Genomic DNA, 13,693 nt, shown 5'->3' on the forward strand with positions numbered 1-13,693 from the left:
CACTGGCCGCGGAGGCGTGGTCGGGATGACCCGGAACGGATACGCTGACGGCACGACCGCCCGTCTCGACGAAGAGGAGCCCCCATGGCCTGGAGGATGCCGCACGAAGGCGCCCCGCACGATCGCACCTGGATGGCATTCCCCAACGAGGGTCAGACCACCGGTGACGACGCGGCGGAGCAGGAGCGCTTCTTCGAGGCGTGGAGCGCCGTCGCGAACGCGATCATCGACTTCGAACCGGTGACCATGGTCGTCGATCCGTCGCAGACCGAGCGCGCGCGCCGCATGCTCAGCTCCGAGATCGAGCTGGTCGAGGCGCCCGTCGACGAGTTCTGGTTCCGCGACCACGGGCCCACGTTCGTCGTCGACGACGAGCGCCCCGGCGTGCTCGGCGCCGTCGACTGGGTGTTCAACGGCTGGGGCGACCGCGGCTGGTCGGACTTCGCCAAGTCCGCCGAGCACGCCCGCCTCGTGTCGGACCTCGTCGGCTCCGAGCTCGTCAGCTCGCTGCTGGTGAACGAGGGCGGCGGAATCCACGTCGACGGCGAGGGCACGATGCTGCTCACCGAGACCGTGCAGCTCGACAAGCGCCGCAATCCGTACGCCGACAAGGCGCGCGTCGAGGCCGAGTTCGCCCGCACGCTGGGCATCTCCACATTCATCTGGCTGCCGCGTGGCCTCACCCGCGACTACGACGACTTCGGCACCAACGGCCACGTCGACATCGTCGCGGCCTTCGGCACCCCCGGCACAGTCATGCTGCACAAGCAGAACAACCCGGAGCACCCCGACTACCAGGTCTCGCGCGACCTGCGCGCGATCCTCGCCGGACAGACCGACGCCATGGGCCGCGAGCTGGAGATCATCGACCTGCCGGCGCCGGCGACCATCCGCGACGACGAGGGCTTCGTCGACTACTCCTACGTCAACCACCTCGTCGTCAACGGCGGCATCATCGCGTGCGGCTTCGGAGACGAGTCCGGCGACGCGCAGGCCCGCGAGATCCTCGAGGCCGCCTACCCCGGGAACCGACGCGCGGTCACGGTGGACGCCCGCCAGATCTTCGCCGGCGGCGGCGGCATCCACTGCATCACGCAGCAGCAGCCGTCCCTCATCGCCGCCCAGTCCGACGAGTCGGGAGCCTGATCATGTTCGACGTCGTCGAAGCATCCATCGCCGACCTGCGCGCCGCGCTCGAATCCGGCGAGGTCACCAGCGTCCAGCTGGTCCAGGCGTATCAGGCGCGCATCGCCGCGTACGACGGTCCCGACACCGAGACCAAGCTGAACGCGGTCGTGGTGCCGAACCCGGCCGCCCTCGACGAAGCGGCGGCCTCCGACGCCCGGCGCGCGGCCGGCGAGCTGCTCGGACCGCTGGACGGCATCCCGTACACGGCGAAGGACAGCTATCTGCACAAGGGACTGACCGCGGCATCCGGCTCCCCCGCGTTCAAGGATCTGGTCGCCCAGCGCGACGCGTTCACCGTCGAGCGGCTGCGGGCGGGCGGGGCGATCTGCCTCGGCCTGACGAACATGCCCCCGATGGCCAACGGCGGCATGCAGCGCGGCGTCTACGGTCGCGCCGAGAGCCCGTACAACGCGGACTGGCTGACCTCGGCGTTCGGGTCGGGGTCGTCGAACGGATCCGGCACGGCGACCGCGGCATCCTATGCGGCGTTCGGACTGGGCGAGGAGACCTGGTCGAGCGGCCGCGCCCCGGCATCCCACAACGCCCTCGTCGCGTACTGCCCGAGCCGCGGCGTCATCTCGGTGCGCGGCAACTGGCCCCTGGTGCCGACGCAGGACGTCGTGGTGCCGCACACGCGCACCGTGGCCGACCTGCTGGAGATCCTCGACGTCGTGGTGGCCGACGACCACACCACGCGCGGCGACTTCTGGCGGATGCAGCCCTGGGTGCAGCTGCCGAAGGCGTCCGACGTGCGGCCGGAGTCGTACGTGCGCCTGCGTGCGGCAGACCTCGCCGGCAAGCGGTTCGGCGTTCCGAAGATGTACATCAACGCGGATCCGGATGCCGGCACCGGCACCGGCATCGGCGGCCCCACCGGCGAGAAGATCGAGACCCGCGAGTCGATCATGGAGCTGTGGCGCGCCGCCCGCGCCGACCTCGAGGCCGCCGGCGCCGAGGTCGTCGAGGTCGACTTCCCCGCCGTCACCAACTACGAGGGCGACCGCGTCGGCGCGCCCACGATCGCGACGCGCGGCATCGTGCCCGCCGACTTCCTGCACAGCGAGGTCGTCGAGCTGTGCGGCTGGAGCTGGAACGAGTTCCTCGCCGCGAACGGCGACCCGAACCTGAACTCTCTGACGCAGGTCGACGGGGCCGACATCTTCCCCGCCCCGCCGGGTGCGCTGCCCGACCGCTACACCGGGTTCGACGACGACATCAATGAGCTGCCCGACCTGTTCCGCGCGAACCCGGTCACCGACCTGACGCAGATCCCGCACATGGAGGCGGGTCTGCGCGGCCTCGAGGAGACCCGCCGTGTCGACCTGGAGCAGTGGATGGAATCGCTCGGGCTCGATGCCGTCATCTACCCGGCGATGGCCGACGTCGGCCCGGCCGACATGGACGTGAACGAGGCATCCGCCGACCAGGGGTGGCGCAACGGCGTCTGGGTCGCCAACGGCAACATCGTGCCGCGTCACCTCGGCATCCCGTCGGTCACGGTGCCGATGGGCACGATGAGCGACATCGGGATGCCGGTCGGCCTGACGATCTCCGGCCGGGCGTACGATGACACGGCCCTGCTGCAGCTGGCCGCCGCGTTCGAGGCGATCCGCCCCCGCCGCACCGAGCCGGGGCGCACGCCCCGCCTGTAGCCCGCGGCGCTCGCGCGGCGATTCGTCGAGACAGGCCCGCGCCGACGAGACGGGATCACGACGACCTCGTCTCGTCGGCGTGGGCCTGTCTCGCCGCGGGCGGGCGGACTCAGGGAGTCGGTGACGGCGTCGGTTTCGGGGTCTTGCCGGCGTGGCCGGGTGCCGAGGCGCTCTTGCCCGGCGGGCTCGGTGACGGCGAAGGCGATGCCGGGCGGGAGGTGGGGGTGGGCTCCGCCGAGGATGCCCCGGACGACCGGTGCGTCGGAGACGGCGTGGCGGCCGCGGTCGGCGGCGGAACGGTGGCGGCCGACATCGGGTGCCCGCTCGCCTCGGGAGAGCCGGATGGCCGGGGAAGCGGAGTCCACGTCCATGTCGGTGCGGACGGCGGCGGCGATGTCGACGACGTGGCGGCCTCCGCGTGGGGAGGCGTCAGGAGCAGCGTGAGGACGGTCGGGACCCCCAGCAACGAGACCACGATCAGCACCGCGGCGGCGGCGACGACGCCGGACCCGGCGAACAGCGCGATGCTGACGCGGCGCACGCGACGTCGACGGCGGGCGACGACATCGGCCGGCACGCCGCGCGAGCGGTTGCGGAGGGTCTGCGACATGGGGGGGCGTTGCACGGGTCGGGGGGAACCCGCGGGAACTGTTGACCCGATGCTAGAGCACCGGGACGAATCCCGCCCGGGCGAATCGCCCGGGCGTCGAGACGGCTCACTCGTCACGATCGGCACTCAGGCGCACCGATCGTGACGAGTGAGGGGCGTTCCCGGCATCCCGACCCGCCCCACTCGTCACGATCCGCGCGGCGATTCACGCATCGTGACGAGTGGGGCGGGATGCCGGGCCGCGCGCGCGGCTCAGTCGCGCCGGACCAGCTGCTGCAGCGTCCAGCGGTTGCCGTCGGGGTCGTCGAACACGACGAACCGGCCCCATGGCTGCTCGTCGACGTCGCTCGCGTCCACGCCGTGCGAGCGAAGCAGGTCACGGGCGGCATCCGCGTCGTCGATGACGAGCTGGACGCTGCGCTGGCTGCCCGGCTCCATGTGATCGGCGATCCCGGTGCCGAACGCGATGGAGCAGGCCGATCCGGGCGGGGTGACCTGCACGAACCGCAGCTGCGGGTTCACGGTCTGGTCGTGGTCGACGTGCCAGCCGAGCTGCTGCTCGTAGAAGTGCTTCGCCCGGTCCACGTCGGTGACGGGCACGAACACGAGCTCGATCTTGAAGTCCATCGTCGGTTCCTCTCCTCCGGATGCTCGGCATCCTCTTGCATCGATGAACACCACGCTACGGACAGATCAGGTCAGATTCTGTCCTCTATGCGCGGAAAATGGAGAACATGGCAGACACGGCATCCCGCGTGCTCGAACTGCTCGGGCTCCTGCAGACGCACCGGCGCTGGCCCGGCGCGCAGCTAGCCGAGCGTCTCGAGGTCACCGAGCGCACCCTGCGCCGCGACATCGAGCGGCTCCGCGAACTCGGGTACCGCATCGAGGCCGAGCGCGGACTCGGCGGCGGCTATCGCCTCGAGGCCGGTGCCCACCTGCCGCCCCTGCTGCTCACCGAGGAGGAGGCGGTGACCATCGCGGTCGGTCTGCGCTCCGCGGTCGCCCAGGGGCTCGTCGACGGCGAGCAGACGACGCTGAGCGCCCTGGCGAAGTTCGAGCAGCTGCTGCCCCCGGCCCTGCACGCGCGGACGAATGCGATCGCGGCATCCCTCCACACGCCGTCGCCGGCGGGCATCCCGGTCGCGGCCGACCTGCTCGGCACCCTGGCCCTCGCCTGCCGCGACCACGAGCGCCTGCGCTTCGCGTACCGCGCCGCCGACGGGACCGAGACCCGCCGCAGCGTGGAGCCGCACGCGCTGGTGGCGCTCGGGCGCAGCTGGATGCTGCTGGCCTGGGACCGCGACCGGGAGGACTGGCGCACGTTCCGCCTCGACCGCATCGGCGACGTGCTCGGCACCCGGGTGACGTTCGCTGCGCGCCCGGTGCCGGGTGGGGATGCCGCAGCCTACGTGCGCGGCAGCATCCGCGCGGTCCGGGCGCCGCTGCGCGTCGACGTGGTGCTGCACGAGAGCCTCGAGCGGATGCGGGAGCGTCTCGGCGGGTGGGGCGCGGAACTCGCCGCCGAGGGCGAGGAGCACTGCATCTGGCCCCTGCACGGGGAGAGCGTGGCGCACCTGGTGTCGGCCCTCGCGTGGGTGCCCGCGGACATCCCGTTCGGACTGCGCGGCGATCCCGCGCTTGTTGCCGAGATCGCCGGCGCCGCGGCCCGGATGGGGGCGGGAGCGGGCGCGCCGGGTGCGACGGGTGCGGGCGCCGGCCCGGGGCCGTCCGCCGCTCAGGTGTCAACTTCTCGGGGCCGAACCCACAGAAGTTGACACCCGAACGACTCGGGGCGGCGTGATTGACTGTCCGGATGCGTCTGCACGTCGAAGAGGCCGGGACGGGGCCGCGGGTCGCGGTGCTGCTGCACGGGATGATGGGGTCGTCCGAGAGCTGGTGGCGCGTCTCCGCTCTGCTCGCCGATCGCGGGTACCAGGTGCTCGCCGTCGATCTGCCGGGGCACGGCCTGTCCGACCGGGACCCGCAGCTGACCGTGGAGCGCGCTGCCGCGGCGGTCGTGCAGGCCGTCGAGGATGCCGGCGGCGGGCATCCCGCGGTCGCGATCGGGCACTCGTTCGGCGGGGTGGTGCTGGCCGCCGCCGCCGCGCGCCTCGCCCCGGAAGTGACGGTCTACGTGGATGCCCCGCTGCGGATCGCCGGCGGCCAGGACCGCGTCGAGCTCGCCGAGGAGTACGAAGGCGACCGGCGCCTGCGCACCGTCGAGGGCCTGCGACGGACCCGCCCGCACTACAGCGAGCGCGACCGCGTCGCGGAGGCGCACGCCGCCGAACTGTTCGACCCGGCGACGGCCGCCGCGGTGGCCGCGGGCCCGGGAGGAACGTGGATGCCGGAGCCGGGCTCGATCGTCGTGCGACCGGATCCGAGCCCCTACGTCGACGACGACGACGTGGAGCTCCTCGTCGCGCGGGGCGTCTCGGTGCGCAGCATCCCGGGCGGCGCGCATTCGCTCTGGTACAGCCACTTCGACGAGTTCGTCGCCGCCCTGCCCGAGGTGTTCGGCTAGCGGCGTCGCGCCACCTGCCCCGGATGTCGGAGGCCCTGGGCATGATGGTGGGGTGGGTGACGTGCTCGACATGTTCGGCCCCGCGACCCGGGAGTGGTTCCGCGGGGCGTTCACCGCGCCCACCGAGGCGCAGCGCGGGGCGTGGACGGCGATCGGCGCCGGCAAGCATGCGCTCGTCGTCGCGCCGACCGGCTCGGGCAAGACGCTGTCGGCGTTCCTCTGGGCGATCGACCGGGTGTTCCACGAGAAGGCCGCCGCCCCGCCTCCGGATGCCGCGTCCGCCTCGCGACGCGGGGCGCCGAAGGGCACCACGAGCATCCTGTACGTGTCGCCGCTGAAGGCCCTCGGCGTCGACGTCGAGCGCAACCTGCGCTCCCCGCTCGTGGGCATCGGGCAGCAGGCGCGTCGACTCGGCATCCGTCTTCCCGAACTCAGCGTCGGGGTGCGCTCCGGCGACACGACGTCGTCCGATCGCCGAAAGCTCGTCACGGCGCCGCCCGACATCCTGATCACCACGCCCGAGTCGCTCTACCTGATGCTCACCAGCCGGGCGGGCGAGACGCTGCGCGACGTGCACACGGTGATCATCGACGAGGTGCACGCGGTCGCCGCGACCAAGCGCGGGGCGCACCTGGCCGTCACCCTCGAACGACTCGACGCGCTGCGGCGGTCGCTCGTGCCGGATGCCCCGTCCGCCCAGCGCATCGGACTCTCGGCCACCGTGCGGCCGATCGACGAGGTGGCGTCGTACCTCGGCGGGGCGGCTCCGGTCGAGATCGTCGCGCCGCGGGCTGTGAAGACGTTCGACATGCGCGTGGTGGTGCCGATCGACGACCTGTCCAACCCGCCGCCGGCGCCCAGCACCTACCAGTCGCCGCCGGCCGAGCCTGCGGCCGAGGACGAGCAGGGCGAGGCCACCTGGTTCGACCAGCCCGAGACCACGGAGATGACCGGGTCGGTCTGGCCGCACGTCGAAGAGGCGATCGTCGACCGGGTGCTGCAGAACAGCTCCACGATCGTGTTCGCGAACTCCCGCCGTCTCGCCGAACGGCTCACCGGGCGACTCAACGAGATCTACGCCGAGCGGCTCGGCGTCGAGCTGGCCGAGCAGACCGTGCCGGCCGCGATGATGGCGCAGGCCGGGGCGACGGCGGGGGCACCGCCCGTGCTCGCCAAGGCCCACCACGGGTCGGTATCCAAGGAGCAGCGCGCGCAGGTCGAAGAAGAGCTGAAGTCCGGCATCCTGCGCTGCGTCGTGGCCACCTCGAGTCTCGAGCTCGGCATCGACATGGGCGCCGTCGATCTGGTGATCCAGGTGGAGGCGCCGCCGTCGGCGGCGTCCGGCCTGCAGCGCATCGGCCGGGCCGGGCACCAGGTCGGCGAGGTGAGCCGCGCGGCACTTTTCCCCAAGCACCGCTCCGACGTACTGCACACCGCCGTGGTGACCGAGCGCATGCTGGCCGGCCAGATCGAGGCGATCCGGGTGCCGCAGAACCCCCTCGACATCCTCGCGCAGCAGACCGTCGCCGCGGCCGCCGTCGGCCCGGTCGACGTCGAGGGCTGGTTCGAGACGGTGCGGCGATCCGCCCCCTTCCGCTCGCTGCCACGCTCGGCGTTCGAGGCGACGCTCGATCTCATCGCGGGCCGATTCCCGTCCGACGAGTTCGCCGAACTGCGCCCGCGCGTGGTCTGGGACCGCGATGCCGGCGTCATCACCGGACGCCCGGGTGCGCAGCGCATCGCCGTCACGAGCGGCGGAACCATCCCCGATCGCGGTCTGTTCGGGGTCTTCGCCGTCGGCGAGGGCCCCGGCCGCCGGGTCGGCGAGCTCGACGAAGAGATGGTCTACGAGTCGCGCGTCAGCGACGTGTTCACCCTCGGCACGACCAGCTGGCGCATCGTGGAGATCACGCACGACCGGGTCAACGTCGTGCCGGCCTTCGGGCAGCCGGGCAAGGTGCCGTTCTGGCACGGCGACGGGCTGGGCCGGCCCGCCGAACTCGGCGAGGCGCTCGGCCGGTTCAGCCGCGAGGTGGCATCCGCCGATCCCGCGAAGGCGCGCGACCGGCTGGCCGCCGGCGGTCTCGACGAGTACGCCACCGGCAACCTCCTCGCGTACCTGTCCGAGCAGAAGGATGCCACCGGAACACTGCCGACCGACCGCAGCCTCACGGTCGAGCGCGGCCGCGACGAGGTGGGCGACTGGCGGGTCATCCTCCACTCCCCCTACGGCATGCCGGTGCACGCGCCGTGGGCGCTCGCGGTGAACGCGCGCATCCGCGAACGGCTGGGTGTCGAGGGCTCGGCGGTGGCCAGCGACGACGGCATCATCGCGCGCATTCCGGATGCCGAGGCCGAACCGCCCGGCGCCGAGCTGTTCGTGTTCGACGCCGACGAGCTCGAGCAGATCGTCACCGACGAGGTGGGCGGGTCCGCCCTGTTCGCCTCGCGGTTCCGGGAGTGCGCGGCGCGCGCCCTGCTCATGCCGCGCCTGAACCCCGGCCGCCGCAGCCCGCTCTGGCAGCAGCGCCAGCGCGCCGCGCAGCTGCTCGAAGTGGCCCGCAACCACCCGACGTTCCCGATTATCCTCGAGACCCTGCGCGAGGTGCTGCAGGACGTCTACGACGTGCCCGCGCTGCTGCGCGTCACCCGCCAGATCGCCGATCGCCGCATCCGGCTCATCGAGACGGCGCCCGCCCAGCCGTCGCCCTACGCCCGCGATCTGCTGTTCGGCTACGTCGGCGCCTTCATGTACGAGGGCGACTCGCCGCTGGCCGAACGGCGCGCGGCGGCGCTGTCGGTCGACCCGGCGCTGCTGTCGGAGCTGCTCGGCAAGGTCGAGATGCGCGAGCTCCTCGACCCCGACATCATCGCCCAGTTCGAAGCCGAGGCGCAGCGCCTCGCCCCCGACCGCCGGGCCCGCGGCATCGAAGGGGTCGCCGACCTGCTGCGCATGCTCGGCCCGCTGGATGCCGCCGAGATCGCCGACCGGCTGGAGCCGCCCCCCGTGGGCCCTGAGCCACCCCCCGTGGGCCCTGAGCATGTCGAAGGGCACGAACCCCCGCTCTCCGAGGCCGTGACGTTCGCCGACGCCCTGGTGGCATCCCGGCGGGCCATCACCGTCACGATCGCCGGCACCCCGCGGTTCGCCGCGATCGAGGATGCCGCACGCCTGCGCGACGCCCTCGGCGTCGCCCTCCCGGTGGGCCTGCCGACGGCCTTCCTCGAACCGGTGGCCGATCCGCTCGCCGACCTCTTCGCCCGGTACGCGCGCACGCACGGCCCCTTCCGGGCCCCGCACGCAGCGGCCCGGTTCGGCGTGGGCGTGTCGGTCGCGCGGCTCACCCTGCAGCGGCTCGAGCAGCAGGGCCGCATCACCAGCGGGTTCTTCCTCCCGGCCGAGACAAGCACCGCCGACGAACGCGAATGGTGCGACACCGCGGCACTCCGGCGCATTCGGCTGCGCTCCCTCGCCGCGATCCGGGGCAGTGTCGAGCCTGTCGAGCCTGCGGCGTTCGCGCGGTTCCTGCCCAGCTGGCAGCACCTCACCCGGCCGCTCGAGGGCATCGACGGGGTGGTGTCGGTCATCGAGCAGCTCGCCGGCGTGCCGCTTCCGGCCAGCGCCTGGGAATCGCTGATCCTGCCGAGCCGCGTCAAGGACTACGCGCCGGCGATGCTCGACGAACTCACCGCCACCGGCGAGGTCATCTGGTCGGGCCACGGGTCGCTTCCCGGGCGCGACGGCTGGATCGCGCTGCAGCCGGCGGATGCCGCGCCCCTCACCGTCCCCGCCCCCGAAGACGAGCTCACCCCGGGCTCGCTGGAGGCGACGATCGTGCACCACCTCGCCGGCGGCGGCGCCTACTTCGCGAGCCAGCTGCAGCAGCTCACCGGGGCCGGCAGCGAACAGGACATCATCGACGCGCTCTGGGCGCTCACGTGGGCCGGCCGCGTGACCAACGACACCCTCGCACCGATCCGCACCCTGCTGGCGGGCGGATCACAGGCGCACCGCAGCGCGCGTCGCACCCCGCGTGCCCGCCTGTACCGTGGCGCCGCACTCAGTCCGACCAGGTCCGCCCCGGCACGGCCGCCGAGCCTCGGCGGCCGGTGGGCGCTGCTGCCCGACCCTGAACCCGACGTCTCCGTGCGCGCCACGGCGGCGGCGAGCATGCTGCTCGACCGCTACGGCGTCGTGACGCGCGGATCCGTGCAGACCGAGGGGATGCCGGGCGGCTTCGCGCAGGCGTATCGCATCCTCGCCGGCTTCGAGGAGGCCGGCCACTGCCGGCGCGGGTACGTGATCGAGAAGCTCGGGGCCGCCCAGTTCGCGGCATCCAGCACGGTCGATCGCCTGCGCACCTATGCCAACCTGCCCGATCCGCCGCCGCGCGAAGCGATCACGATGGCGGCGACCGACCCCGCCAACCCGTACGGCGCCGCCCTGCCGTGGCCCGCGCAGCAGGGCGGCCACCGGCCCGGACGCAAGGCGGGGGGCCTCGTCACCCTCGTCGACGGCGCGCTGGTGCTCTACCTGGAGCGCGGCGGCAAGACGGCGCTCACGTTCACCGCCGACGAGCAGCTGCAGGCGGCGGCCGCGCACAGCCTGGCGACGACGGCCCGCACGCGGCGCCTCGAGACGATCACGATCGAGCAGGTGAGCGGCGAACCCGTCTTCGGCACCGCGCTCGGGCGTGCGCTGCGGGATGCCGGATTCGTCGAGTCGCCCCGCGGATTCACCCTGCGCCGCACGATGGGCTGACGCGTGCCCGAAGGAGACACCGTCTGGCGCGCGGCGCAGCGCCTCGACCGTGCTCTGCGCGGCGGGGTGATCACCCGGTTCGAACTGCGCGTCCCGCAGGCGGCGACCGCCGACCTCACCGGGGAGACCGTGCTGTCGTCGACGGCCCGCGGCAAGCATCTGCTGCTGCGCACGAGCGGCGGCAGCATCCTGCACACGCACCTCAAGATGGAGGGCGAGTGGCTCGTCTTCCGCCCCGGAGCCCGCTGGCCGAGGCAGGCGTTCCGGGCCAGGGCGGTCGTCGCCACGGCGAAGGCGGAGGCGGTCGGGTTCGACCTCGGCCTCGTCGAGCTGCTGCCGGGCACTCCGGAGCATCCCGCCGACGCCGCCTCCGCGGTCGGCTACCTCGGCCCCGATCCGCTCAACGACGACCCGTTCGATGCGGCTGCCGCCGCCGAGGCCCTGCAGCGCGACCCCCGCGCCGTGCACGTCGCCCTGCAAGACCAGCGGACCGTCGCCGGGTTCGGCAACGAGTATGCGAACGAGCTGCTGTTCCTGCGCGGCCTGCATCCCGAGACCCCGGCGACCGAGGTGGATGCCGCCAAGCTCATCGCCCTCGGCGCGCGCACGATCCGCGCCAACCGCGACCGCCCGATCCGTTCGTTCACCGGCGAAACCCGGCACGGCCGCACCGACTGGGTGTACGGCCGCGCCCGTCAACCCTGCCGCCGCTGCGGCACCCTCATCGAGACGGGGTCGCTGGGCGCCGACCCGACCCGCGAGCGCATCGTGTTCTGGTGCCCCCGCTGCCAACCGGCGCGCTGACGCCTTGTTGCACGGTTTTCCCGGTTCACCACTCAATTCCGTCGACCGAGCACTCAACGACGCCCTTTCTCCCTCTCCAGGCAGTGGGCCGCGCCTAGCGTCCCTGTCACCGGCATCCGACGCCGCGTACATCAACATGCAGTACAACAGCGTCTTCACCAACGCATCTGGCAGTTGCCAGATCGGCAACTAGGAGGAACCATGAACGGACTGACCGGGTTTCACCCGTTCGGCGTTGTGGTCATGGTGCTCATCGTCTGCGCCATCATCGCCGCCATCACGCTCGCGATCCGACGAATGATCCGTCGGCGGCGTGCGGCACGCGCGGCTGACGCAAACACGTCATCGACCTATTTGTGATGTCCAGGGATGTTGTTGTGTGAATCGCGGTTGAGCTGCTGATTGGCGAAGCCTCCTGTTGTGAAGTGGAGCTGTCTAGGAACCGCTTCACAAACACAGGAGGCCTTCGTGTCCCACGCTAACGCTGCTCTGACCCCGCGCGCCTGTCTGCGGCTGGCGCGGAAGAGCATCGGCTGCGCAGGGCCCGGTGGAGAAGTCACTGGCACAGTCCAGTGGGGCAGCGTCCTGGCGTACGAGCAGATCCAGGTCAAGTCCGAGTCATACCAGATCGGCTCAGCAGGCATGTTCCAGTAGGGGGACGATGGACTGTGGGGGCATTGCGTCCTCTCGTGTTCTGGTGCCCCCGCTGCCAGCCGGCGCGCTGACGCCTTGTTGCACGGTTTTCCCGGTTCACTACTCAATTCAGTCGATCGGGCACTCAACGACGCCCCTTTTCCCTCTCCAAGCAGTGGGCCGCGCCTAGCGTCCCTGTCACCGGCATCCGACGACGCTGCCGGCTTCGAAGGGCAAAGGAGTTCCCACCATGAAGAAGAAGCTCGCTTCCACGATGGTCGCTTTCGCGGTCGCCACGGTCGCATTCGCGGTGCCTGCCGCGGCCCAAGGGTCACGCACTGATCCCGACTCACCGACTGTCGGCGATCACACCTTGACCCTGACCGATGGGGAGCAACGGGAACTCAATGTGCTCGATCCTGTCAACCTGACCGAGCCGTTCGAGCTCGCGCAGCCGGACGGCCGCATCAAGAAGGTGTCCGCAACTTCCGTCGACGGCGTTCAGATCGAGTCGGGCGGCAACGCGTCGAAGTTCGCGGCCGGCGGGGCTGCACCCCTGGCATCGACATGGCACACCTGGGCAGCGCCGGGCGACGGCAACTGGCACACATCCGTCAACGGCAAGGCTATCGGCGGGAGTAGCTCCGCCTACCAGGCAGGCTACAAAGTCACCATCGACACAAACGCCCTGTCGGGCGCCTGCGTCAAAGTCAAGGGATTCAAGCAGCTCACGACCCCCGCAGGGAAGAAGTACTACGACTCGTTCTGGAAGAGCATCGGCTGCGCAGGGCCCGGTGGAGAAGTCACTGGCACAGTCCAGTGGGGCAGCGTCCTGGCGTACGAACAGATCCAGGTGAAGTCCGAGTCATACCTGATCGGCTCGGCAGGCATGTTCCAGTAGGAGGACGATGGGCTGTGGGGACCGTGCGTCCTCACAGTCCTTCGTCCAAGTGAAGGGCGCGACGGTGCGACGAAGAATACCGACGATCCTGCTCACGGTGCTCGTGGTCTGCGGGTTCTTGGCGCTGTGGCTGTCGGCGTTCACCGAGAACGAGTTCTGGATCGGCGTGATCGTCTGGAGCGTGTGGGGACTGCTGGCGATCGGCCTGGTCGCCGGCATCCTCCGCCGATCCCGGTCGGGCCGCCGGCCCGAACGGCCGCAAGACCCGGCATCCTTCGATCCGGTCCAGGCCGCTTACCAGGGCCGCACCACGCCCACCTTCCCGGACTCCGCCGACTCGACCTCGCAGATCGTGGACCCGCCACCGCCCGATCCGCTGGTGCTGCCAGACGACGCGAAGCGCCTCGACCGTCCCTGACCCGCCGAATTTCGGAGAATCGGGCCGGATTCGGACGACATCCCGCGAATCCTCCGAAATGGGCGCGATACTCCGAAAACGGCGCCATAACTGTACCGGACAGACTCCTTGTCCGGACGACCGCGCAATCCGGGACACCCGCCCCTTCCCCGCACGCACGGGCCCGACCAGGATGGGAGCATCCCTGAATTGCATCGG

The 13,693-nt window shown here is 71.5% G+C and carries 11 protein-coding genes; 9 read left to right on the forward strand and 2 right to left on the reverse strand.

The genetic code is table 11. From position 1 onward, the window contains the following. Positions 1-84: 84 nt before the first annotated feature. Positions 85-1,146, forward strand: a complete 1,062-nt coding sequence (locus tag LK09_RS02885; RefSeq protein ID WP_039395561.1) for an agmatine deiminase family protein — start codon at positions 85-87, stop codon at positions 1,144-1,146. Between the two features lie 2 nt (positions 1,147-1,148). Beyond that, complete coding sequence (locus LK09_RS02890) at positions 1,149-2,840, forward strand: amidase (protein ID WP_039395565.1); 1,692 nt, start codon at positions 1,149-1,151, stop codon at positions 2,838-2,840. A 109-nt stretch (positions 2,841-2,949) separates the two neighbouring features. On the opposite strand, the gene LK09_RS02895 is transcribed toward LK09_RS02890, so the two are convergent. Both LK09_RS02895 and LK09_RS02900 read right to left on the reverse strand, forming a co-directional pair. After that, positions 2,950-3,450, reverse strand: coding sequence for a hypothetical protein (locus tag LK09_RS02895; RefSeq protein WP_039395568.1), 501 nt, complete (start codon positions 3,448-3,450; stop codon positions 2,950-2,952). Positions 3,451-3,702: 252 nt separating this feature from the next. Next, the gene (locus tag LK09_RS02900) at positions 3,703-4,077 is read right to left on the reverse strand and encodes a VOC family protein (protein ID WP_039395571.1); all 375 of its coding nucleotides are present in this window, start codon (positions 4,075-4,077) and stop codon (positions 3,703-3,705) included. A gap of 107 nt (positions 4,078-4,184) precedes the next feature. Between LK09_RS02900 and LK09_RS02905 the strand changes: the two genes are divergently transcribed. From LK09_RS02905 to LK09_RS02930, 7 genes are all read left to right on the forward strand, one after another. Further along, positions 4,185-5,228 (forward strand): helix-turn-helix transcriptional regulator, encoded by a 1,044-nt coding sequence (locus LK09_RS02905; protein WP_082008018.1) that lies wholly within the window; start codon positions 4,185-4,187, stop codon positions 5,226-5,228. A gap of 38 nt (positions 5,229-5,266) precedes the next feature. Continuing rightward, a complete protein-coding gene (locus tag LK09_RS02910) occupies positions 5,267-5,977 on the forward strand; it encodes an alpha/beta fold hydrolase (protein WP_039395573.1) in 711 nt (236 codons plus the stop codon). A 52-nt stretch (positions 5,978-6,029) separates the two neighbouring features. Then, a complete protein-coding gene (locus tag LK09_RS02915) occupies positions 6,030-10,739 on the forward strand; it encodes an ATP-dependent helicase (RefSeq protein WP_039395577.1) in 4,710 nt (1,569 codons plus the stop codon). A gap of 3 nt (positions 10,740-10,742) precedes the next feature. After that, entirely contained in the window at positions 10,743-11,543 is an 801-nt protein-coding gene (locus LK09_RS02920; RefSeq protein ID WP_039395579.1) for a DNA-formamidopyrimidine glycosylase family protein, read from the forward strand. A 201-nt stretch (positions 11,544-11,744) separates the two neighbouring features. Next, complete coding sequence (locus tag LK09_RS21365) at positions 11,745-11,903, forward strand: hypothetical protein (protein WP_156138629.1); 159 nt, start codon at positions 11,745-11,747, stop codon at positions 11,901-11,903. A 523-nt stretch (positions 11,904-12,426) separates the two neighbouring features. Further along, complete coding sequence (locus LK09_RS02925; RefSeq protein ID WP_039395582.1) at positions 12,427-13,077, forward strand: hypothetical protein; 651 nt, start codon at positions 12,427-12,429, stop codon at positions 13,075-13,077. A 49-nt stretch (positions 13,078-13,126) separates the two neighbouring features. Next, on the forward strand, positions 13,127-13,495 hold the full coding sequence (locus LK09_RS02930) for a hypothetical protein (RefSeq protein WP_156138630.1): 369 nt from the start codon (positions 13,127-13,129) through the stop codon (positions 13,493-13,495). Positions 13,496-13,693: the final 198 nt, after the last annotated feature.

It is taken from the genome of Microbacterium mangrovi (assembly GCF_000802305.1).
Taxonomy (GTDB): Bacteria; Actinomycetota; Actinomycetes; order Actinomycetales; family Microbacteriaceae; genus Microbacterium; species Microbacterium mangrovi.

What these genes read in the sequence shown, in the direction of transcription:
- LK09_RS02885 (WP_039395561.1), top strand. Translation starts at nt 85, where the DNA reads ATGGCCTGGAGGATGCCGCACGAAGGCGCCCCGCACGATCGCACCTGG.
- LK09_RS02890 (WP_039395565.1), top strand. Translation starts at nt 1,149, where the DNA reads ATGTTCGACGTCGTCGAAGCATCCATCGCCGACCTGCGCGCCGCGCTC.
- LK09_RS02895 (WP_039395568.1), bottom strand. Translation starts at nt 3,450, where the DNA reads ATGTCGCAGACCCTCCGCAACCGCTCGCGCGGCGTGCCGGCCGATGTC.
- LK09_RS02900 (WP_039395571.1), bottom strand. Translation starts at nt 4,077, where the DNA reads ATGGACTTCAAGATCGAGCTCGTGTTCGTGCCCGTCACCGACGTGGAC.
- LK09_RS02905 (WP_082008018.1), top strand. Translation starts at nt 4,185, where the DNA reads ATGGCAGACACGGCATCCCGCGTGCTCGAACTGCTCGGGCTCCTGCAG.
- LK09_RS02910 (WP_039395573.1), top strand. Translation starts at nt 5,267, where the DNA reads ATGCGTCTGCACGTCGAAGAGGCCGGGACGGGGCCGCGGGTCGCGGTG.
- LK09_RS21365 (WP_156138629.1), top strand. Translation starts at nt 11,745, where the DNA reads ATGAACGGACTGACCGGGTTTCACCCGTTCGGCGTTGTGGTCATGGTG.
- LK09_RS02925 (WP_039395582.1), top strand. Translation starts at nt 12,427, where the DNA reads ATGAAGAAGAAGCTCGCTTCCACGATGGTCGCTTTCGCGGTCGCCACG.